16 protein-coding genes are annotated in these 23291 nt (G+C 33.8%); all 16 read right to left on the bottom strand.

The features are described 5' to 3' along the window. Position 1 precedes the first annotated feature (1 nt). Entirely contained in the window at positions 2–1552 is a 1551-nt protein-coding gene (locus tag HNQ90_RS14530) for a family 20 glycosylhydrolase (RefSeq protein ID WP_144117775.1), read from the bottom strand. 166 nt (positions 1553–1718) lie between these two features. Beyond that, positions 1719–3614 (bottom strand): right-handed parallel beta-helix repeat-containing protein, encoded by a 1896-nt coding sequence (locus tag HNQ90_RS14525; RefSeq protein ID WP_144117776.1) that lies wholly within the window; start codon positions 3612–3614, stop codon positions 1719–1721. A 45-nt stretch (positions 3615–3659) separates the two neighbouring features. Next, complete coding sequence (locus HNQ90_RS14520; protein ID WP_260847858.1) at positions 3660–4691, bottom strand: family 16 glycosylhydrolase; 1032 nt, start codon at positions 4689–4691, stop codon at positions 3660–3662. A gap of 24 nt (positions 4692–4715) precedes the next feature. Beyond that, a complete protein-coding gene (locus tag HNQ90_RS14515) occupies positions 4716–5471 on the bottom strand; it encodes a glycoside hydrolase family 16 protein (RefSeq protein ID WP_144117778.1) in 756 nt (251 codons plus the stop codon). Between the two features lie 55 nt (positions 5472–5526). Continuing rightward, a complete protein-coding gene (locus HNQ90_RS14510; protein WP_144117779.1) occupies positions 5527–5883 on the bottom strand; it encodes a hypothetical protein in 357 nt (118 codons plus the stop codon). Between the two features lie 20 nt (positions 5884–5903). Continuing rightward, the gene (gene nagB, locus HNQ90_RS14505; RefSeq protein WP_144117780.1) at positions 5904–7832 is read right to left on the bottom strand and encodes a glucosamine-6-phosphate deaminase; all 1929 of its coding nucleotides are present in this window, start codon (positions 7830–7832) and stop codon (positions 5904–5906) included. Between the two features lie 41 nt (positions 7833–7873). After that, entirely contained in the window at positions 7874–9202 is a 1329-nt protein-coding gene (locus HNQ90_RS14500) for a sugar MFS transporter (RefSeq protein WP_144117781.1), read from the bottom strand. 59 nt (positions 9203–9261) lie between these two features. Then, positions 9262–11526 (bottom strand): glycoside hydrolase family 3 N-terminal domain-containing protein, encoded by a 2265-nt coding sequence (locus HNQ90_RS14495; protein WP_144117782.1) that lies wholly within the window; start codon positions 11524–11526, stop codon positions 9262–9264. Between the two features lie 4 nt (positions 11527–11530). Continuing rightward, positions 11531–12322: a carboxylesterase family protein gene (locus tag HNQ90_RS14490; protein ID WP_144117783.1), complete on the bottom strand. Its 792-nt coding sequence runs from the start codon at positions 12320–12322 to the stop codon at positions 11531–11533. 58 nt (positions 12323–12380) lie between these two features. Further along, the gene (locus tag HNQ90_RS14485; protein ID WP_144117784.1) at positions 12381–13985 is read right to left on the bottom strand and encodes a beta-N-acetylhexosaminidase; all 1605 of its coding nucleotides are present in this window, start codon (positions 13983–13985) and stop codon (positions 12381–12383) included. A gap of 131 nt (positions 13986–14116) precedes the next feature. Continuing rightward, complete coding sequence (gene araA, locus HNQ90_RS14480; protein WP_144117923.1) at positions 14117–15625, bottom strand: L-arabinose isomerase; 1509 nt, start codon at positions 15623–15625, stop codon at positions 14117–14119. A 16-nt stretch (positions 15626–15641) separates the two neighbouring features. Continuing rightward, positions 15642–16343 (bottom strand): L-ribulose-5-phosphate 4-epimerase, encoded by a 702-nt coding sequence (locus tag HNQ90_RS14475; RefSeq protein WP_144117785.1) that lies wholly within the window; start codon positions 16341–16343, stop codon positions 15642–15644. Beyond that, positions 16344–18017, bottom strand: coding sequence for a ribulokinase (locus HNQ90_RS14470; protein WP_144117786.1), 1674 nt, complete (start codon positions 18015–18017; stop codon positions 16344–16346). Between the two features lie 199 nt (positions 18018–18216). Then, a complete protein-coding gene (locus HNQ90_RS14465; protein WP_144117787.1) occupies positions 18217–18906 on the bottom strand; it encodes an NUDIX hydrolase in 690 nt (229 codons plus the stop codon). A 414-nt stretch (positions 18907–19320) separates the two neighbouring features. After that, positions 19321–20481 (bottom strand): T9SS type A sorting domain-containing protein, encoded by a 1161-nt coding sequence (locus HNQ90_RS14460; protein WP_144117788.1) that lies wholly within the window; start codon positions 20479–20481, stop codon positions 19321–19323. A gap of 211 nt (positions 20482–20692) precedes the next feature. Next, positions 20693–23188 carry a T9SS type A sorting domain-containing protein gene (locus HNQ90_RS14455; RefSeq protein ID WP_144117789.1) on the bottom strand — a complete coding sequence of 832 codons (2496 nt, stop codon included), beginning with the start codon at positions 23186–23188 and terminating at the stop codon, positions 20693–20695. Between the last annotated feature and the right edge of the window lie 103 nt (positions 23189–23291).

The raw sequence follows: 23291 nt of genomic DNA, 5'->3' as shown, positions 1-23291 counted from the left end.
TTTAGTTTCTTGTTTTATTTATTCTATTGTAAAGTATATTAAAAGCTAGGTTTCTAATGTTGTTTTGATCTTCAATTTCTGAATCGTATAAAAACCCTTGGTGCAACTTTTTAAATCGTTTATCTAACTTTTTTGACTCTATTTTTAAGGCTTCCAGTTTAGGCTTTAAGTCCTCTAAATTACCCACTGAAAATTCAACTGAATTATACATAGTTTCAATTTGATAAGTTGCTAAATAAAATTGACGCAAATCATTAATTAATCTATAGTGTTCAAACTCTTTTTTATTTTTTAAAGGTTTTAGCTTATAAAAAATCTCATGAGCAGTATTAGAATTAGCCATTATTTCAGCCAAAGGCTTTCCTTTAAAAATAAGATCGCGAGATATTGAAAGTGCTCTCCATAATTCTGCAACATCTTTTTCGTTTAATCCAAACCTTTCCGCAGCATAACTTATAACAAAACGTTCTGGATCTATGGCTCCTTTATTTTTTAAAGCTTCGGCATAAGATGCAATTAATATTCTAAAGCCAGATAATGGGTATACATTTCTTATTTGTTGCATATCCAATACTTTGTAGCCTTCATCGCAAACGGTAAGCCCATATATTCCTGAAGTAGACCACGATGTCATAACCATTCCTTTATAACCTGCATTTCTAGAATACGGTATAAAATCGCGTTGATTATTAAAGTGCTTATCCCAATTAGTAATGTACCAATTATCTGGACTACTACGTATTGCCGGAGAGCCCCAAAAGGTAAATCCTTTTTGTTGCAGGTTTCCAACATCTCCAAAATGATTGGTTTCCCAGCCGTAATTCCAATCGATAAATATAATATCCTTAGATAAATCGTCTGCGGCCTCGGGGTGTTCCAAAACAATATCTGCCCACATAATGGGTTTCTTACCTAATTCCAAAATAATATCACTCATTGTGGTCATGTAATCCACAAATAATTTAGATTTACCTACTTCTTCTGCTTTTGCAGAACACGCGTTACAATGTCCTAACAAATACGTTTCATCGCCTCCAATATGGATATAATCTGAGTTGTGCATAGAAGCCATATCTTTAAAAAGATCTTTAAAAAGTGCTTTATTATCTTCTATTTTTAATGGGCATACTTGAGAGATTTCTTTCCAATCTTCTTTTAAATGACCATAACGTTCGTTACGTAAAATATACTCCACATGACCAAAACACTGTTGCAGCGGAATAACATCAATTCCTAAGCCTTCACAATAATCAATAAACGATTTTACTTCGACTCTAGTGTATGCAAATTCATTTGAAATAGTAGCATGTTTCTCGTAAGGATAGGTTGCCTCCCACTCTAAAATCAATGTATTAATACCAAAACCAGCAAGTTCTTTTGCAAAACTTTTTAAGGCTTTTGGAGTCATGACTTGAATGCGTAAATCGAGATGAAAACCTTTTACCTGAAATTCTGTTTTTGCTTTGTTTTCTTGCGAAAACACAGTCGTTAAAGACGTAAAGCTGAAAATAAACACATAAATTAGTAGTAATACTGATACTCTTTTTTTCATTTCCTGAAATTGAATTATTTGGTTGATCGCTATATAATTATCTCTATTATTGTAGAAGTTTTAGTATGCTTTATAAAACATATTGAAACTCTATGGTGTTTAAATCTATATTTTCTTGACGAATGTTAGAGGTTTGTATTTTCAAGTATTCCAGCTTAAATCCGTTTCATAGCTTAAGATTCTTATTACTCCAAATTTTTATTAGCTCGTCCTCTAAATTCACCTTTAAAAATGGTCCTGCCGTTATATTATTATTGGAACGCTTCACTCCAAAATAATCAAGATCAAAATTAATTTCTGAGCCGTCTGGATTATCAAAAACAGTTTTTACAATTTTACTTTTACCTAATGTTTCAGTAGTAATTAATGATACTTTATGCTTTAAAAATGCATTATGTAAAGAAAGATAAACCTCTTCTTCTTTTTCAATTAATTCAACACCCGAATTGTGTTTCAAAAAGATTTCATTATTTGAATTATTAGTATGAAATTCCTCTGGAGTGAAATAAACATTTCCATTTATGGCAACAGGGAATTTAGAATCTTTGTAAGCATCAATAATACTATTAGATTGGGGTCTTGTAAATATGTTATTATAAAACCTATCGTCTCCTCCAAGGATTACATTCATTCCTGCCATTTTAGTAGAATGAGGTAAAAAATAAGGCGTAAATCGATTTTGATCGGTTACTAATTTAACTTCGCCAGCAATTAAATTATTTACATACGCTCCGCCATTCGACCAGTTAACTATAGTTGTATTGGATAGCAAAATATTATTATCTACAATATAAGGTCCATGACTTACCTCAACAAGTAAATCGTCCATATCATTACGATACAGTAAATTCCCACTCACTCTAGTGCCTTGTACCATCCAATCTAACCAAATACCACGCCCAGAATCATGAATTCTATTATGACTTATGGAAACATCAATAGGAGCATGAATTTTTATACCGCCCATTTCATACCCCTTAAATTGACGTTTAGTATAAATATTATAAATGTGATTATTTTCAATGGTACTAAATACGGCGCCCATACTACCACAAATAGCAGTTTGCTCGCAATTAAATATGGTATTATTTCTAACTATATGCGAGCCTACATGCGCTTTATCCCAATTGTTTCTAAGCACCTTAAAAACCACTTCTATAAAATGTATATTACCATCTCTATTAACGTTATCCACATCGGCTGTCCAAGTATTATGCCCCGTACCACGCTCTTTACCAAGGGTAATCCCGCTGCATTTTGAGTTACTAATTACATTATTTTCAATAATCCACCCTTTGTTCCAATGCGTTGCAACCATACCCACTTGTTCGGCGGTTGGAGCAGCCCATTGTGTAGCGGCTTGACTAATATGAAACCCTTTAATGGTTATATAATTTAACCCTGGTTTTTCCGGATAAAAACAGGTTTTTCTTGCGCTTATTTCAACCTGTTCCTTGTTAGGGTTGTTTCCCTGAAAATTCGCCCAAATGGTAGTATGGGTTTCATTACTATTGCAATACCATGTGTAAGTTGATCCTATAGCATCAAAACTGTCTTGTATAGCAACAGGATTATTTACTTTCTCAATACTTTCTTTTTCATAAAGCGATTTTCCATTTAAAAAAACTTCTCCAGTATGATGTGGCCGATCGTTATCTATAAACCAATCACCATGAATTAAATCTTGATATGGATTATAATCACCAAAGAAAGCATTTGGAATTACGACTTTCCAAACCCCATTTTTTTCCTTTTTCCAGCCTTTAATAACCTCAGAGCCTTTAATTTCGACAAGTTCTCCTGGAGCTGCTCTAAAAACAATTCTTTTTAATTCGGATTTACCCCCTCTTATTGGTTTTATCCATTCGCGGTATGTACCTGCATGAACAGTAATAGTGTCGCCCGGAAATGCTAATTGGACCGCTTGATTAATAGTTAAAAAAGGCTTTTGTAAAATACCGCTGTTTAAATCGTTACCTTCCTTTGACACATGATATTCTTTAGCTGAAATATTTGTAGATATACAAATAAACAAAACAAATAATCTAATTTTATTTTTCATTTTTTTGTCTTCAGGTTTAGTTAATATCTACTTTAATTTTTCAGATTATCTTACAAAGATTTTCTTTCTGAACATTTTATCTTCATCACTAATACGAATAATATATAAACCACTTTGAATGGTTGAACAAGGAATTGAAAACTTAGAGGTATTCATTTTTTTTAAAAACACAACCTTTCCCGTTAAATCATATAATACCGTATTATAATTACCAGCGTTTAAACTTGTAATTGCAATCTCATTATTAGCAGCCAAATAATTTGCATTAAAGGACTGTGGAATAGAGGTTTCTGTTAAACTTAAAGAAGCATTAGGATTGGTTATAGCTAAAACTAAATTACCATCTTCTATATAAGCGTTTTCTTTTACGAAATCGACCTCGTTACCATTAAACGTCCATTCTGCTTTTGCCCAACGTGAGGCGTCAAAACTATTAAAATCATCACGCCATTGCTTAGTAAAATCTTGCGTTGATCCATTATAGCTGTAGTATTCAAGCCAATCTACATATTGATAGGCTGGCATTGCATCTTCATCTATTGCTCCTACCCAAGCTGGACTGCTAGATATCCAAGCGTTAAAACGGTAGCCTTGTGCTCTATTCATATGGTCTACATACGCGCCTGTTTGTCTTCTTTGTTCTACACCATCAATAAACCAGGCAATAAAATTTGGAGTCCATTCGATAGTGAAAATGTGAAAATCATCAGCCAACGAATAATTAAGCGGTATTTGCTGTTCACTATAGCTCAAATCTCCATTCGAGTTATTAATAAATAAGTTAGTTGACATTATTTCTGCGTTGTTTCTACCAAGCACTTCTATATCAATCTCTGCCCAATACGGATCTGAACCTCCTGGGTAATGCTCTATGGTATAAAAGGTAGATAACATACCACTACCTTTTATCATTTTCATTCGCATCTGAAATTTCCCGTATAGCACTTTTCCTTTCGAATATACCTCGGCACCTTTATAAGGTTTTTGTGCATATAATGATGTGAAAACAAGTAGAAATATAAATGATGCTGCTATTTTTTTCATAGTTAATTGTAGTTCATTGATTTTAAAAATCAAGTATTAGTGTTTTTTTTAAAAGGATTACTCAAATATGCTTAATGACTGTTTTCGATTGGTTATGGATAAAACTAAATTTCCGTTTTCTGTATACACGTTTTCAGCTCTAAAATCAACCTCATTACCATCAAAAGTCCAATAGCCTTTTGTCCAACGTATTGGGTTAAACCAATAAAAATCATCACGCCATTGCTTAGTAAACTCATGCGTAGATTTGTTAAAACTGTAATATTCTAGCCAATCCACATATTGATAAGCAGGCATAGCCTTTTCGTTAATAATGCCTACCCATTCTGGTGTGGAAGATATCCATGCGTTAAACCTATAGCTTTGTGGGACATTCATGTGTTTTACCACATTGCCCGTTTTCCTTCTATATTCTACACCATCAATAAACCAAGCAATATAATCTGGTGTCCACTCTAAAGTATAAATATGAAAATTATCGGCTAATGAATATTCAAGGTTCACTTCTTGTGCGCTATGATTTAAATCACCATTTAAACCATTAGTAAATACATTTGTGGACATTATTTGAGCATTATTTTTACCCAATACTTCAATATCAATTTCTGCCCAATAATCCTTTTCAACAGAATTATGTTCAATGGTATAAAACGTAGATAGCATACCACTACCTTTTATCATTTTCATACGCATTTCAAATTTCCCGTATAACACTTTTTCTTTGGAAAAAACCTCGCCTCCTTTATAAGGTTTTTGAGCAAATAAGAATGCAAAAAACAGCAGTAATGCTAATGTTAATACTGTTTTTTTCATATTAAATTTACTTCTTATAATTCTGATTTAAGAAATCAAATCTTATTAACTCATTCTAAGCCTTAATTTCATAAAGTTGGCTAAAACGAAGCACATGATTAAAAACACTATTAAGTTGCTTTACAACTTCTTTGCAAGCCTTTTCAGACTTACCTTCAACCTTTATCTCTATAACTTCCTGATTGTTTTCGCCCTTAAAATTTTTAATGCTAAACCAACCATTTGGAAAATATACTTTTAGAAATTCTGATTCATTTTTTATGAATAAATCAAACTCACCCGAAACCCAATTAATAAATTTATTATAAGTAGCTTTCGTGTTAATCTCTACCACTTCTTTGTGTTTAAAGAGATATACATGTTCGCTAAAAATTTCTATATTTTTTTCCAATTTGATTTCTAATGAATTCATTTCAAATCACGTTTAACGAATTAATAATGCCATCTTACAAAAGCCTCCATGGCTGCATAATGTGATAAACCTAGGTCATCATATAAATCGGCTGTTTCCTTGTTTCTATCTTCTGCACGTTGCCAAAACTCTCTACTATCTGTGCCTTGAAATACAACACCATCTTTTTGAGATTGATGTTTAAAAATTCCTTTTCGTTTTTCTAAAACTTGGTCTGGTCCCATTGGCACTGCCATTTCTATTTCATCGATACCCCATTCTTGCCATGCACCTCTGTATAACCAAACCCAACAATCTTTCATATACTTTTTAGGCTTTAACTCTCTTACAGCCGCAAAAATAGTGTCTAAACACACTTTATGAGTGCCGTGTGGATCGGCTAAATCGCCCGCTGCGAATATTTGATGTGGCTTAATTTTATCAATTAAATCGACTGTTATCTTTACATCACCTATACCAATTGGATTTTTCTTTATAGCGCCAGTTTCATAGAAAGGCAATTCCATAAAATGTATTTGTTCATCTGGAATACCAATAAAATGACATGTCGCTCTTGCTTCTCCTTTTCTAATTAATCCTTTAATATATCTAACTTCTGGCGTATCAATTTCGCTAGATTTTTTATTCTTTAAAAATTGAGCTGCTTTTTTATAAATAGATTCTGCTTCTGTGTTTGATATTCCAAATTTATCATTGAAATCGCAAACAAAACTTGCAAAACGCAGAGCCTCATCATCTGCTACAGCAATATTTCCTGATGTTTGATAGCCTACATGTACTTCGTGACCTTGCTCATGCAATCTTTTAAAAGTGCCTCCCATACTAATGATATCGTCATCTGGGTGTGGACTAAAAATTAAAACACGTTTTTTTGCTGGCTCTGCACGTTCTGGTCGTTTACTATCGTCTGCATTTGGTTTACCACCTGGCCAACCTGTAATAGTATTTTGTAGCCTGTTAAATATTTTAATATTAATATCGTAAGCCGGTCCAGAGTCTGCTAATAAATCACTCATACCACTTTCAATATAATCGGCATCGGTAAGCATTAAAATAGGCTTCTTTAAATCTAAAGCTAAATTTAAAACCGCTTTTCTAATGAGTTTATCGGTCCACTCAATTTTTTCAACTAACCATGGTTTGTTTATTCTAGTAAGTTTTGAAGCTGCTGCCTGATCTAAAATAAAAGTTGCATTATTGTGCTCTTGCAAATAAGATGCTGGCACTTGGCTAGTTACTTCACCTTCTGTTGAAACTTTAATGATATTAGACTTTCTTTCTCCCCATGCCAAAAGAATAACTCTTTTAGCCTCCATTATTTTTTTAACACCTAAAGTAATTGCTGTTCTTGGTGTGTTCTCTAATCCTGAAAAATCGCCACTTGCTGCTACTCTAGTAATATGATCTAGAGCTACTAAACGTGTTTTAGAATTCTGTAAAGATCCAGATTCGTTAAAACCAATATGTCCGTTACCTCCAATACCTAAAACCTGTAAATCGATACCTCCTAAAGCTTCTATTTTTGCCTCGTAAGCATCACAATAATTGGCTATATCTTCTTTGGATAATAAACCGTCTGGCACATGATAATTTTCCGGCAAAATATCGACATGATTAAATAATTGTTCTTTCATAAAACGAACATAACTGTTTACAGAGTCTGGTTCCATTGGGTAATATTCATCTAAATTAAATGATATTACATTTTTAAAACTTAAACCCTCTTCTTTATGTAAACGCACCAATTCTGCATACAGACCTTTTGGAGAAGACCCTGTCGCTAAACCCAATATACAAGGCTGTTTTTGAGTTTGTTTTACGCGTATTAAAGCCGCAATTTCTTTAGCAACTGCTTTTGAAGCCTCTGTTGAACTTTCATAAACTAAAGTGCCTATATTTTCAAATCGTTTTTCGAAACCTGTTGCTTTGTCTATATTACTTTTTAACATGTTTTTTTTCTTTATAGTTACTACTGCTTTAATTTTTTATTTTAGTTTTTACTCCAACTTTTAAATTTATGTCCCCAAACCGCAAAAAACAGAATGATAGCATAACAAGGAATAAGAATCCAATAGCTACTGGTTGCTGCTGTTGCTATGGCGTCGGAATTTTGCACACCTTCTGCCATTAATTCTTGGGTATTGGCATCTACAATTCTACCGTATAGAGGTGGTATAATGGCTCCACCAGAAATAGCCATAATAAGTAACGCGGAAGCTGTTTTGGTAAACTTGCCTAAGCCATCTAAGGTTAAAGGCCAAATAGCAGGCCATACTAATGCGTTGGCTACCCCAAGAGCTGCCACAAACATTATGGAAGTAAAACCTGTTGTATTTAAAATACAGAGACTAAAAATAATCCCTAAAACAGCACTAGTAATTAAAGCTGTTTTTTGTTTAACATATTTAGGTATTAAAAACACACCCAAGGCATAGGTTGCTACCATTGCCATTAGCGTGTAAGTTGTAAAATATTTTGCTTCTTCTCCTGTAAACCCTAGTGAAATTCCGTAAGAGATAATAGTATCTCCCGCAATAACTTCTGCTCCAACGTACACAAATAAAGCTAAAACCCCTAACCACAAGTGGGGAAATTGAAAAATGTTAGTTTTAGTACTTTTACCCGGTGCGGTTACTTCTGGTTCTTCAGCCTCCACATCTGGAAGCGGTGCTTTTCTAATTAACACACCTAAAACAAATAATACTATTGCCATTATTAAGTAAGGCATAAAAACACTATCGGCCATAGTATCTAGTAAAACTCCTTTTTCTTCGGCTGTTGCTGTTCCTAGTTGTTCTTTTACTTTATCTATACCTGATAATAATAAGGCTCCAAAAATTAATGAACCTAATGCTCCTGCTGTTTTGTTAGCAATACCCATTATAGCAATACGCTTTGCTCCACTTTCTATTGGTCCTAAAATGGTAATGTATGGATTTGATGCGGTTTGTAATAAAGTCATGCCAACACCCTGAATAAAAATACCTAATAAAAACACCCAATATGTTCTTGCTTCGGCCGCAGGAATAAAAACTAAGGCGCCAATACCCATAATGATTAAGCCTAAAGACATGCCTTTTCTATATCCAATTTTATTTAAGATATACGACGCAGGTAATGCCATTACCACAAACGATATATATGATGCCGATGCCACCAAATAAGACTGAGCATCTGTAAGCTCATTTATGGTTTTCATAAAAGGAATAAGCGCTCCATTAATCCATGTTACAAATCCAAAAATAAAGAAAAGGCCGGCTATAATAATTATAGGAACCAAAGTGCTGTTTTTAGTTGAATTGTTTTGTGAATTTGACATAGTCTTTATTTTTATTTGAGGTTAAGTGTTGTTTTTTGAAAGTCGCTTAGTTTTATAAATTACTCCAATGTAAATTTGTGTTTAAAATCGAAATCTGAAGATCCTTTTATAGCTATTTGAAATTCACCAGGCTCTACATTAAAACTCATATCGGCAGTGTAATACTTTAAATCTTCAACGGTTAAATCAAAATTTACGGTTTTACTTTCGCCTTTCTTTATAAAGACTTTTTTGAATCCTTTAAGTTCTTTTACAGGACGAGTAAGGCTTCCAACTTTATCGTGTATATACAGTTGAACAATTTCATGACCATCATAATCTCCCGTGTTTGTTATAGTTGCCGAAACCGATAAGGTATCAGAAAAACCAATAGTTTTAGATGATAATGTGATATCGGAATATTGGTACGTTGTATAACTTAAACCGTGACCAAATGGATAAAGCGGACTGTTTGGTGAATCTAAATAAATAGAGGTATAATCTTCTTTTGGATTATTGGGATTCATTGGTCGTCCGGCACGTTTCATATTATAATAAATAGGCACTTGACCTACATTTCTAGGAAACGTTACAGGTAATTTAGCTGAAGGATTATAGGCTCCAAATAATACATCGGCTACACCATAACCACCACTAGTTCCTGGAAACCATGCTTCTAAGATAGCATCTGCTAAAATATCTTCTTCAGATAAATCTAATGGACGACCATTCATTAAAACAAGAATTATTTTTTTGTTAGGAACCGCTTCTCTAATAGCTTTTATTAATTGGGTTTGACTACCAGGTAATTTTATATTGGTTCTAGAGGCAGCCTCACCACTCATATCATAATCCTCACCTAATACCATTACCACTTTATCTGCTCTTTTAGCGGCATTAATAGCCTCACTAAAACCGCTTTCATCTTCACCTTCAATCTCACAGCCTTTTGCGAAAACAATCTTAGAATCGCTTAAATATTCCTGTATACCTTGATGCACACTAATAGCTTTTCCTTTTCTATCGCCTTCGGCGGCCCAATTTCCAATAATGTTTTCTTTATCTTTTGCTAATGGACCTATAAGTGCAATGGTTTGATTTTTATCTAATGGAAGTGATTTATTATCGTTTTTTAGCAATACCGATGCCATAGCTGCCGATTTGCGTGCGACTTCTAAAAACTCAGGTTTGTAAATAACTTCCTTTTCGCGCTGTGCATCACTATATCTATAAGGATCATCAAATAAACCTAGCTTATACTTGGTTAGTAAAACTCTTCGGCAAGCATCGTTTATAAGTTCTACATCCACTTGGCCTTCATTTACTAATTCTTCTAAGTATAAATGGTTAGCATTACTCATCATATCTTGATCTACACCAGCTTCAATAGCTAATTTTGCAGCCTCTTTTCGGTCTTTAGCATAACCATGAACTACCATTTCATTGGTTGCAAAATAATCGGTAACTACAAAGCCTTTAAAGCCCCACTCATCTCTTAAAACATCTCTAAAAATGTATTTGTTACCTGTTGCAGGAATACCGTTAAGTTCGTTAAAGGCTGTCATAAATGTTTCTACACCCGCATCAACGGTAGCTTTAAACGGCGGAAAATAAACATTCCAAAGTTCATCTTGCCCCATATTTACGGTATGATAATCGCGCCCTGCTTGAGCCGCTCCATAACCAACAAAGTGTTTTGCGCAGGCTAAAATGGTGTTATGTTTAGATAGATCGTCGCCTTGAAAACCCTGAACATACGCTTTACCAATTTTACTAGCTAGATACACATCTTCACCAGCACTTTCTGAAATTCTTCCCCAACGTGGGTCTCTACTAATATCTACCATTGGAGCAAACGTCCAGTGAATACCAACTGCCGAGGCTTCTTGTGCTGCAATTCGCGAGCCTTTTTTAATATCTTCTAAATCCCAACTTGCTGCTAATCCTAAATTAATAGGGAAAATAGTTTTATAGCCATGAATAACATCGTAGCCAAACAATAACGGAATACCTAAACGGGTTTCTTCGACTGCTAGTTTTTGTAAATCTCTAGTTGCTTTTGCCGAAAACACATTAAGCATAGCGCCAACAGCACCTTCTTTAACATACTTTTGATTGTTGTTACTCACAACTGGACCAGTAACCGTTAAATCGCCACTGTACATTACTGTTTGTCCTATTTTTTCTTTTAGTGTCATTAAACTCATTAATGAGTCTATTTTAGCATTAAAAGGAGACTCTACCACAGTAGAATAATTATTTGTAGAAGTACTTTTAGTTGTATTACAACCAAACCCAACTAGTAATAACGCAGTAATTATAGTAGGCTTAATTAGTCTATTCATGTTCTTATTTTTTTGTGTTTGAAAATAGCCAAGTTAAAAGTTCGGGTTCAGCAAAAGCAGTATCCCAACTGTTATGATTATCTTTAGCGTATAATATAAAATTTGGATTCCCACCATATTTTAAAATCCCACTAACCATTTTTACAGATTGTTGTGCATCTACAACCTTATCTTGTGCGCCATGAAATACCCAAAGTGGTGTACTTTTAGCATAGGCTTTTGCCGTTTCTGGATTTCCAGCACCGCAAATAGCAATTGCTGCAGCAAACAACTCTGGTTTGCGGTGTAAGATTTCGAAGGTTCCCATACCACCCATAGATAAACCAGCAACGTATATTTTATTTTTATTTACATAAGGTTTAGCCACCATATCTTCCATTAATTTTAATACTAATGCCATTGGTTTTGTTGGCTCAGAATTTAAAGGAAAATCAATCTTTATAGGTTTTGATGACCTATCGATTTGTACATTTGCCCAATAGTCATTTTTTGGGCATTGCGGAAAAATAACGATGGATTGAAAATGACGTCTACTTTTTTTTGAGGCAAACAAGGCACCACCATGCGTTAATTGTGCAACGTTATCATTTCCTCTTTCGCCTGCTCCATGAAGAAATAGTACAACTGGGTATTGTTTAGAAGCATCAAAATGCTTTGGCATTAATATGCGATAATTAAGAGTATCTGATTCATTGACAAAAAACTTAGAATCAAAGTATTTATTATCTTGACCAAAGGACAAACCTGCGTAACAAACAAGTAACAGTAGAAGTTTGTGTTTTTTAAAGTTAATCATGAATAGCTATTAAGCGCGAATTAAAATTTAAGTGTTTATTTTTTTAAGTTTAACTATGTTATTGTTTAATTGTATCGTTTGTTTTTTCAATATCAGCAGACTTCCAAGGCACTAGTTTAGATGGATAAAAATCAATTTTTAGAGCATCTAATCTATCTTTATGGTTTCCTAATCTTACTTTATATTCTTCCCAATTTCTAAGTTCTGTTGGTGTCCATCCTATTTCTGCAATTCCCATTATTCTAGGGAAAGCTAAGTATTCTATATCATCCATAGTCTGAACCGTTTCTGTCCATAATGGTGCTTCAATACCAATAATATCGTCTTTAGAAATACCGCTTTCATAGGTTTCTAAATCCCAATTATACGCTTTATCTACCTCGGTATATCCTACCCAGTTTAACCCTATTCTAGAAATAGAATCATATTTCATATCCACATAAGTCTTTTTAGCAGGCGACATTAATATTTTTGCTCCTTTTTCAACACCTTTTAATGCGTTTTCACCTTTTCTAGACCAATATTGCACGACGGAAGTTGGTAACAATTCTGTATGCGCAATCTCATCCCAACCAATTACTTTTTTACCGTGCTTCGCCACAATTTTTTGGGTTTTATTCATGAAATGGATATAGTCTTTCATGGTTGTTGCATGCGATTCGTCTCCACCAATATGAATGTATTCGCCTGGAGTTAATGCTGCCAACTCTCTTATAACATCATCAATAAATTTATAGGTAAGTTCTTTATCTATGCATAAGCTACTAAAACCAACTTTAGTACCATGATACAACTTTGGAGCCTTACCGTTACAGTTTAATTCGGGGTAAGATGCTAATGCAGCATTGGTATGACCTGGCATATCAATTTCTGGAATTATGGTTACAAACCTGCTTTGAGCATAGTTTACAATACCTTTATATTCCTCTTGCGTAAAGAAACCGCTTTCACCACCACCAACTTCTGAGCTTCCTCCAATTTCTGTTAGTTTTGGCCACGATTTAATTTCTATGCGCCAACCTTGATCGTCTGATAAATGCAAATGCAAACGATTCATTTTATAAATGGAAATTAAATCGATGTAGCGTTTTACATCCTCTACACCAAAGAAATGACGAGATACATCCAACATAGCACCACGATACCCGTAAGACGGGTTATCCTTAATAGTTCCTGTGGCAACTAAAAGTGTATCGGTAGTTTTGGTTGCTGCCTCAATACTTGCAGGCAATAATTGACGTAAGGTTTGTACACCATAAAATATTCCGGCAGGCATACTCGCTTTAACTACAATACCGCTTTCTTTAGTTTCAATTTCATAACCTTCATTGGTAGAAATACTGTCTGTTAATTTTAAAGATATAGTATTTAAAGATTTTTCAGAATCTTCGATATTAACTGGGATTTCAAATCCGGAAGCAGAACGTAACAATTTTGCTAAATAGGTAGCTATAGGTTGTAATTCTTCAGTTTGATATTGAATTAAAGTGTTGCTTTCTATCTCGAAAGAGCTTCCTGTAGCAGTGACAGAAATAGGTTTTGGAATAACCTGTTGCTTTGCTAAATCCCGCGGGATAGCTGGCTTTTTCGTTTCACAAGACGTTAAAATAATACACCCGAAACAAACAATAAATATATAAGATAAAAAAAGATGATTCTTCATAATATGATAAAATTAATTTTATAGTATAAGTCCTTATTTTAAAGCGATCCGTATTAATTATTCAACTGAAATTTCAAAAAAAAAAAACAATTAAACCGAATAAATAAACACCCACACCTTTAATATTTCAATTATAATCCTTGTTGAAACATATGATAGTAAGCCTCGTTGGCGTTAATTTTATCTTTAAAATCTCTTATAGTAGTTCTCTCATCAATAACAAGTAATTCTATCCCCGCTATATCTGCAAGATCTTCCATGTACTCTGTGTTAACAGATTGACAATACACGGTATGATGTGCTCCACCGGCTAAAATCCATGTGTTTGCAGCAATTTCTAAACTTGGTTTTGCATCCCATAATACTCTAGCTACAGGTAAATTTGGTAAATCGGCCATAGGTTTTACAGCTTCAACTTCATTTACAATTAACCTAAATCTGTTCCCCATATCTACTAAAGATACATTTATAGCGTCGCCTGGAGTTGTATTAAACACTAATCTAATAGGTGCTTCTTTACCTCCAATACCTAAAGGATGTACTTCGCATGATGGTTTACCTTCTGCTATATTAGGGCAGATTTCCAACATGTGAGACCCCAGAACATACGATTTTTTTGGTGTGAAATGGTACGTGTAGTCTTCCATAAAAGAAACGCCTCCTTCTAAACCAACATTCATAACTTTCAAAGCTCTTACCATAGCAGCCGTTTTCCAGTCGCCTTCACCTCCAAAGCCATAACCATCGGCCATTAAACGTTGTACCGCAATACCTGGTAGTTGCTTTAATTCGCCTAAGTTTTCAAAAGTATCGGTAAAGGCTTTAAATCCGCCTTCGTCTAAAAATGCACGTAATCCTAATTCTATTTTGGCTGCGTCAATTAAAGAATCTCTTTGATCTCCTCCTTTAAGAAGTGATGGGGCTAAATCGTAACTTTCCTCGTAAACGGCTAATAATTTTTCGATTTCATTATCTGAAACTTTGTTAATATGCTTAACCACATCTGAAGAATCGAAACCATTTACAGAAAAGCCAAATCGCATTTGCGCCGCTACTTTATCGCCTTCGGTTACCGCAACTTCACGCATATTATCGCCAATTCTAGCCACTTTTAAATGTTGTAATTCATCCCAACCTAATGCCACTCTAGACCATATTCCCAATTTTTTCTGAACATTTTCACTTTGCCAATGCCCTACAACCACTTTGCGTTTTTTTCGCATTCTGCTCATCATGAAACCAAATTCTCTATCGCCATGTGCAGATTGATTCAGGTTCATAAAATCCATATTAATAGACTCCCAAGGAATTTCTGCATTAAACTGTGTATGCAAATGGCATAGCGGTTTATTAAGAATTGTTAAGCCTTTTATCCACATCTTAGCAGGCGAAAACGTATGCATCCAGGTAATTATACCTACGCACTTTTTTTCGGCATTAGCTTCCTGACAGATATTTGTAATTTCATCTGGCGATTTTACGGTTGGTTTCCAAATAATTTTTATTGGTAATAGCGCAGATTCATTAAAACCTTCTACAATTTTTTGTGAATTTTCTGCTACTTGTCTTAAGGTCTCATCACCATATAAATCCTGACTTCCCGTAACAAACCATATTTGTTTTTGTGAAATATCTATCATAACTGTTCTATCTATTTTACTGTCCGTAATACGCATCTTTTCCATGCTTACGCTCGTAATGTTTTTTTATTAATGAATCTTTTAATCTTAATGCGCTTGGGTTTATTTGTAAGGTTAAGGTTGCCATTTGCGCTACAGTTTCTAAAACTTTACTATTATAAACTGCTTTTGCTGCATTTTTGCCCCAGGCAAAGGGACCATGATTTCCAATTAAAATCATTTCGGTTTCTTTATAAGAAAGTCCTTTATCTTTGAAACAATCTAATATCTGAATACCTGTATTGTGCTCATAATTTCCTTGAATTAAGGCATCACTCATTGGTGGTGCACAAGGAATATCTGAAGTTAAATGATCAGCATGCGTTGTTCCAAAAATGGGAATATCTTGTTGTGCTTGAGCCCAAGCTACAGAATACATAGCGTGTGTGTGCGCTACACCTCCAATATCGGACCAGTTTTTATATAAATAGGCATGTGTTTTTGTATCTGAAGATGGACGTAACTTTCCTTCAATAACGTTATTATCGAAATCTAAAATAACAATATCTTCTGGCCTTAATTCCTCATAAGGTACACCACTTGGTTTTATAGCAAAAACACCATTATCTCTATCAACAGCACTTACATTACCAAATGTATAAATAACTAAACCTAGTGCGTTTAGCTCCATATTAGCCTTGTAACATTCTTGCTTTAATGCGTTGTAATTGGTACTCATTTATTTATTATTTGTGATCGTTTCAACAAAAGAACTCAGTTCATTATAGGATTCCATCAAATTATTATATGTTGTTACTTTGTCCTTTTCAGGATAATAAGTAGCCTCAAAATAGCTTCCCATTTTTTGGCTTGCTTCAAGCACTGTTGGATATATACCGGCCGAAACAGAAGCATATATGGCTGCACCAAGAGCTGGTGTTTGATCTGAAGCTGCAATTTTTATTGGTTTATCAAGAACATTAGCTAGCGTTTGCATAATAAATGGCGATTTTCTAGCCACACCGCCAATGCCTATAACGCTATTAATAGCAACACCTTCTTCCTCAAATCGCTCAACAATTTTTTTAGCTCCAAAACAAATAGCATTTACTAATGCCTTAAAAATGTGTGGTGCTTTTGTGCCTAACGACAAATTGGATAATGCTGCCTTTAACTCTTGATTTGCGTCTGGCGTTCTTCTACCATTTATCCAATCTAGAGCTGTTGGAATACTTTCGGATAAAGGAATTTGTTCCGCCTGCTTGCTTAATACTTTTATAAAATTAGATTCAATCTCCTCTTTTAGTTTGTTTTTTTGACTCTCATCTAGAATAGCAGAGTTTAACACCAAGTTATCAATTGGCCATGACAAAACATTTTTAAACCACGCTAGTAGGTCGCCAAATGCAGATTGTCCTGCTTCTAAGCCTACCAAGCCTGGTATTACCGAGCCATCTACTTGACCGCAAATACCTCGAACAGTTTTACTCCCAATATTTTCGTGAGAAGACACCATAATATCGCAAGTTGAAGTTCCCATAACTCTCACTAAAGCATGTTCTTCAATTTTGGCTCCAACGGCACCTGCATGTGCATCGAAAGTACCAACTGCTATTACAGTATTTGTAGTAAGTCCTAATTTTTCTGCCCATTCTTTACTTAAGGTTCCTGCTACCTCGTTTGATGTGAAGGTTTCAGAAAATAAATTTGCTCTTAACTCTCCTAAATATGGATCTAATTGGTTTAAAAACGCTTCTGGTGGTAAACCATTCCAGTCTGAATGCCACATAGCTTTATGTCCTGCAGCGCATCGACTTCTTTTAAATGCTTTTAAATCTTTATTTTCAATAAGTAAAAAAGTCATTAAATCGCAATGTTCCATCCAGGAATAGGCTGCATTTTTAACTGCCTCATCTTCGCGAATAACGTGTAATATTTTTGCCCAAAACCATTCAGATGAATAAATCCCACCTTCGTATTTAGTAAAATTTAGTCCGCCCCAATGTTCAGCTAAACGATTAATTTCATTAGCTTCTTCTATAGCTGTATGATCTTTCCAAAGTACCATCATAGCATTAGGGTTTTCTTCAAAACCTTTAGTTAATGCTAGTGGTGTTCCGTTTTCATTTACGGGAATAGGCGACGATCCTGTAGTATCTATACAAATACCTTTTATTAAGTTGGCATCAATCTTACTTTCCTCTACCACCGATTTAATGGTCTTTACTAAACCTTCTATATGATCTAGAGGATGCTGCCTAAACTGATTTAAACTGGCGTTACAATACGAATTATTCTTCCAACGCTCATACCAATGTACATCTGAGGCTACCTCAACCCCATTATCTGTATCAATTAATACAGCTCTAACAGAATCGGATCCATAATCTAAACCGATGACATATTTTTTCATTTCTCAATGTATATTTTAACAAATATAGCATTTTATTTCTATAAGTGTTTCTTTTACACTTTTAAATATTATGTTTTAGTTATAATATTATAAAACAGGTATGCATCATAGCAATCGGGAGAGGATAAAATAGCGATAACTTACTAAATTACAATAAAATAAAAACCCTGAAACTAATGTTTCAGGGTTTAAAAAAAATTTAAATTTTAAATACAAAGCCTTCTTTTAGCTTTTTATTATACTTCTCTGCATCAAAAGTATATAGATATGAACCTTTTTTGGATGAGCCCATATCCTTTTCTTTTAGCTTGATTAGAATATCCAAAGCATTTATTTTACTCGTGAAATTTCTTTTATCTAATTTTTCATTTAAAATAGATTCATAAAGGTTTTGAAGTTGTAGCATTGTAAACTTTTCTGGCAGCAACTCGAACCCAATAGGCTTAGTCTTTGTTCTGTATTTTAATCGAGATACAGCCCTTTCTACCATTCTGTTATGATCAAAAATTAAATCTGGAGCATTTTTTAAACTAAACCATTTTGATGTTTCTACATTAGTAAATTCATTGTTGTGCGACTCAATATCAATTAAGGCATAATATGCTGTAGAAATAGTACGTTCTGCCGGATCTCTATCTACTTTACTAAAGGTATACAGCTGCTCCATATAAATATTATCTAAACCAGTAAGGTGGTTTAGAATGCGTATGGCTGCTTTATCTAGATTTTCCTCTTTCTTTAAAAACCCACCAATTAAAGACCATTTTCCTTTTTCTGGCTCGAAGTCTCTTTTAATTAGTAATATTTTAAGATCTTCGCCATCAAAACCGAAGATTATACAATCTACTGCTAATAGGACTTTATCTTCCTTACTGTAATCGTTTAACATATTAAAAAGTTTAGCTCAAAAATAATTTCTATTCTATAGACTTCAAATATCTTAAAAATAAGTGTAAAATCCACATATATATTAACATTCCTTAACATTTTTAAAGAAAAACCTTAGGTTTAAATTTGAAATGTATTACAAAAACAATAAAAATGCCTTTTTTTATCAATAATCTTGATTCCCTGAAACTGTCCAGAAGAAAAACGCAACAAATACATCCCTGTACTTAGATAACTAACATTTACTGGAACGCTATTACGGAGAAAGGTTTCGCTTGTTTTAATAGCTTTTTTTGATTATTATAACCAAACTATTAGAATTACATTAAATTTAATAAGTCATACTTTAATTAATAAAACAAAAAAGTCGTTTATAATTAAATAAACGACTTTACCCACTTAACTAAATTTGCTATTAATTCTTTATTAGTCTTTTGGTTTCTTGAATATCTCCAGAAGAAATACGCACTAGATACATACCTTTACTCAAATTTTCGGTATTAACTGTACCTCTATTATTAGAAATAGTAGCATTTTTTATGTCTTTAATTTTTTGACCAGTAATTGTAAATAACTCTACATTTACTGATTGACTCGTGTTAGAGTCAAATTGATATGAAAATGAATCTTTAAACGGATTAGGATAAACTGATACGCTTTTCAAGTTTGTTTTAAGCTTATTATTAGTTAAAGTTGACGGAGGAACATCATTAAAAATAATAGAATCTATTTCTAAATCACCAGATTTAGTACTTCCTCCAGCTTCACGAATATACAATCTAAAATTAGTTGCATCTGCAACCACAGACATGCCTGAGTGTATCCATTCTGTATTATCTCCCAAATTATAACTAACGGTTTTAAAATCAGCCATTGGAGTACTCCAATCACTTGTTTCAATAGGAAGATTTACTTCTGTAGACCTAGCGCCACCAGATGTAATCCAATCTAAACCAATTTCATTATTTTCATTTGGTTTTGATAAATTTTTATAAGTAATATGCACATAGCTATGCACTGTAGGATCTAATTTATACTCACTTTGCTCAATATAAGTAGTACCCCACGCTCCAGAACCACGATTAATTACTATGGCTCCACTTGTAACATTAGCTGTTGGGTTTGCCCCACCAGTAGTTCCTATTAACCATCCTTCAGAGTCACCATCTGTGTTAAATGAATAAGAATCTTTTACTGAAACAACTTTAGGGGTAACTGTTAAAGGTATATCTGGTGCAAAAGTTTTGGAGTAATCGCTAGGGTCCTCAAGAAAAACTTTAGCCACATAATCTCCTGCAACTAACGGTGCATTTATACTTACTGTTTCTGTTCCTGAAACGTTTACAAGGTTTACCACACCCTGATCACTTCCATATCTTGTAGTACCATCACTTTCATATAATCTTACAATTAATGAATATGGTGTTACACCACCAGTATTGTAGTCCGTAATAAAATCAAGGGCATCACCAGTTTCAATAGTTGATGGAAGTGTACTTGTAACAGAAATAGTCTGCGCCTGTATACCTAAAGAGAATAATACAGCGAAAAATAATAAGTGTAATTTTGTTTTCATAGTTTTTGTTTTTGTTTATTAATATTAGTCTACCTTTTAAATGGCTTTAGTATTATAAGTATTTATTTTTCTATAATTACTTATCATCCAAAAAAACAACTTAAAATATAAGTGTAATATACACATTTATATTAAATTACAATACTTATAAAAACAAAAATCGCCTAAATGTTAATTTAGACGACCTTTAACTTTTATTTGATTATTTTTTTTAATTCTTAATCAACCTTCTAGTTTCTTGAACATTACCTGCAGTAATACGAACAAGGTACATGCCGTTACTTAATGGTCCTGTATATACTGTTCCACTATTACCGTAAGAGGTTGTGTTAGTGTTTATTTTTCTTCCATCAATAGAAAATACATCCACACGTAATGGTTCACTTAATTGAGCATCCAACTTGTAGTTGAATGAATCTGAAAATGGATTAGGATAAATTGATAAGTTTTTAAGCTTTGAATCAAAATCATTTGCACTTAATGTTTTTACTAAATCTGGAATAGTATAATCAATAAATGTAAATTTACCATGACCACTAGGAATCATTATCCCTTCAGAGTCTAAATTTTCTGATTGTCCAACCACAGTCCATTCTAATCCATTAATTAACCAATCGTTATTAATTGCAACTTGTCCTTGCGACCCTGTGTAAGCCGCTTCTTTAGCTATTAAATTATCCATGATATTTTTCATATCGATAGTAGATGTTATCACCTCTGTAGTATAATCTGCTCTTGGATCTTCCTGCACTATAGCATCTGGCACTAAGTTATAAGAAGCCACCTCTCCTAAAGAGCCAGGTAAGGTTCTTAAAATTTGATACGTTAAACCATTATTGGCAGTAAACTCGCCAATATTTCTAAACCTACCTTCTTCGTTATCGTACTTAACTCTAGAGTTTCCTCCATTATCAAAGGCATGAACAATTACATCAATTCTATTACCCGACATATCTCCAGTTTCGGTAACCCAAGCCGTCATATTAACTTGACCTTTACCTCCACTTCCTGCACTCCACTGCCCTTCTAAAGTACATTCTAACGGAAAGTCTATATCTTTTAAAGCTGTTGGGTATCCTCTATCTGTAAAGAAATCTTTATCCTCATGCCATGAGAATTTTTGAATTTTAATATCAAATTCTCTATGTCCTTGAGCATAAGTATTCTGATTTTCAAATTCAATCCATGAAGGTGTACCAAAAGCACCAAACTTCATTTTTAACGGGCCTTCCCATCCATTAGCTATGTAATAGTTAGTGTAATAGCCATTACCTAAATCTTCAGAAAAAAGGTTGTTTTGAGTACCATCGCCTACAAAAGGTTGCCCTCTATAAGTAATTGTTCCGTCTCCCTCACCTACTAATAAATAAGGAATTTCTGGTATTGAAATTGGATCCCAAGACGTGCCGCCTTCAAATAACAAGGCTTGTATACGGTTTGTTGCACCAGGAAAACCAGCATCAACAACTAAATCTAGTGTAACGGTATCATTACCTGCTGGTAACTCTATCCAAACATCTCCAATTTTTTTACCACTTGCAGGGTCTTCTTTATCGCGAACCTCAACTAATATTTTACTGGTTTGCAATAAATTGTATTTTACATCTACCTGTCTTAGTGTTCCGTTATTAATAGGATCTGTTGATGTATTAACTATTTCTAATGTATTTTCTCCAGTTGGTATATATTCTTCTACGATAATTCCAGCAAGATCATAAGTATCTAACTCTGCCCAACCTTTAGTATAAAGTTGTGCTTGTAAGCTATAATTAGTTCCTGCAGTTTCAGGAGATAGTACACTTACTGTAACGGTTCCTTCGGATTCTGTTACTTCCTGAAAGGCTTGTTCTAAATTACCAGATGGCCCTTTAAAGCGTATTAATGCATAGGCTGCAGGTTCATCGGTAACATAGCTTAAATCATAATCAATCAATCTACCAGTAAAAACCGTTGTTTGAGGGTCTAATATTGTTATGGAGTTTGCCGGAGCTAAAGCTTCTTCTACAATAATTCCTTCAACAGTATCGGCTGCGAAATATGCCCAATTATTTCCTTGTGGACCCAAATCATAAAATTGTGCCTGAAAACTATAGTCGCTCCCTAATGCTTCATCTGGTATTGTAACACTTATGGTTTCACTTCCTGAAGTTGAAGTTAATTTCTTACTTCCCTGAGTCAATTCTTGATTAGCTCCGTTTCGAAACTTAATAAATACCCATAAATCACCTCCATTAGGTCCTGTTGTCGCATAATCAAAAGTAAGATCAACAGTAGAAGAAGCATTTACTGTTGTAGGGGAACTAGTTAATTCTATAAAATTTGTTGCTGCAGTTAAGGTAACGCCTTGATAATCTACACTTGCAAGAGTTGCTGAATAATTTGAATTAAACAATTGTGCCTGAAAGCTATAAGAATTATCGAGAGGTAGAACCTCCCCATTAAACGAACGAGGTATTTCAAGTGATACAGTTAGAGTACCAGAACCTGCAGCCAAATCATAAACAGGGCTTGCCGTAACATTTCCATCTGCATTTTTAAACCTTATAAATGCATGACCAACTTCTGCTAAAGTATAATCAAAGGTAATATCAACATGTGTATTTGCTTCGACAGAAGGTGGAGGACTGATAATAGCAATTGAATTCTGTGCTTGTAATGACAATGACATTAGTATTGCACTAAATAGTAATAGTACTTTTACTTTCATAATTTTTCTTTTTTTTTATAATTAGTATTTAAAAAAGCAGTTAACATTTAACATAAAATGACACCTCTTAATCTAATTAAGTGTAATATACACATTTAAATTA

Origin of the sequence: Algibacter amylolyticus, assembly GCF_014202225.1 — a bacterium.
Taxonomy (GTDB): domain Bacteria; phylum Bacteroidota; class Bacteroidia; order Flavobacteriales; family Flavobacteriaceae; genus Algibacter_B; species Algibacter_B amylolyticus.
This window is presented reverse-complemented; position numbering and strand designations above follow the sequence as displayed.

Coding starts and splice junctions, on each gene's coding strand:
- HNQ90_RS14530 (WP_144117775.1), bottom strand. CDS start 1,552: ATGAAAAAAAGAGTATCAGTATTACTACTAATTTATGTGTTTATTTTC.
- HNQ90_RS14525 (WP_144117776.1), bottom strand. CDS start 3,614: ATGAAAAATAAAATTAGATTATTTGTTTTGTTTATTTGTATATCTACA.
- HNQ90_RS14515 (WP_144117778.1), bottom strand. CDS start 5,471: ATGAAAAAAACAGTATTAACATTAGCATTACTGCTGTTTTTTGCATTC.
- HNQ90_RS14510 (WP_144117779.1), bottom strand. CDS start 5,883: ATGAATTCATTAGAAATCAAATTGGAAAAAAATATAGAAATTTTTAGC.
- nagB (WP_144117780.1), bottom strand. CDS start 7,832: ATGTTAAAAAGTAATATAGACAAAGCAACAGGTTTCGAAAAACGATTT.
- HNQ90_RS14500 (WP_144117781.1), bottom strand. CDS start 9,202: ATGTCAAATTCACAAAACAATTCAACTAAAAACAGCACTTTGGTTCCT.
- HNQ90_RS14495 (WP_144117782.1), bottom strand. CDS start 11,526: ATGAATAGACTAATTAAGCCTACTATAATTACTGCGTTATTACTAGTT.
- HNQ90_RS14490 (WP_144117783.1), bottom strand. CDS start 12,322: ATGATTAACTTTAAAAAACACAAACTTCTACTGTTACTTGTTTGTTAC.
- HNQ90_RS14485 (WP_144117784.1), bottom strand. CDS start 13,985: ATGAAGAATCATCTTTTTTTATCTTATATATTTATTGTTTGTTTCGGG.
- araA (WP_144117923.1), bottom strand. CDS start 15,625: ATGATAGATATTTCACAAAAACAAATATGGTTTGTTACGGGAAGTCAG.
- HNQ90_RS14475 (WP_144117785.1), bottom strand. CDS start 16,343: ATGAGTACCAATTACAACGCATTAAAGCAAGAATGTTACAAGGCTAAT.
- HNQ90_RS14470 (WP_144117786.1), bottom strand. CDS start 18,017: ATGAAAAAATATGTCATCGGTTTAGATTATGGATCCGATTCTGTTAGA.
- HNQ90_RS14465 (WP_144117787.1), bottom strand. CDS start 18,906: ATGTTAAACGATTACAGTAAGGAAGATAAAGTCCTATTAGCAGTAGAT.
- HNQ90_RS14460 (WP_144117788.1), bottom strand. CDS start 20,481: ATGAAAACAAAATTACACTTATTATTTTTCGCTGTATTATTCTCTTTA.
- HNQ90_RS14455 (WP_144117789.1), bottom strand. CDS start 23,188: ATGAAAGTAAAAGTACTATTACTATTTAGTGCAATACTAATGTCATTG.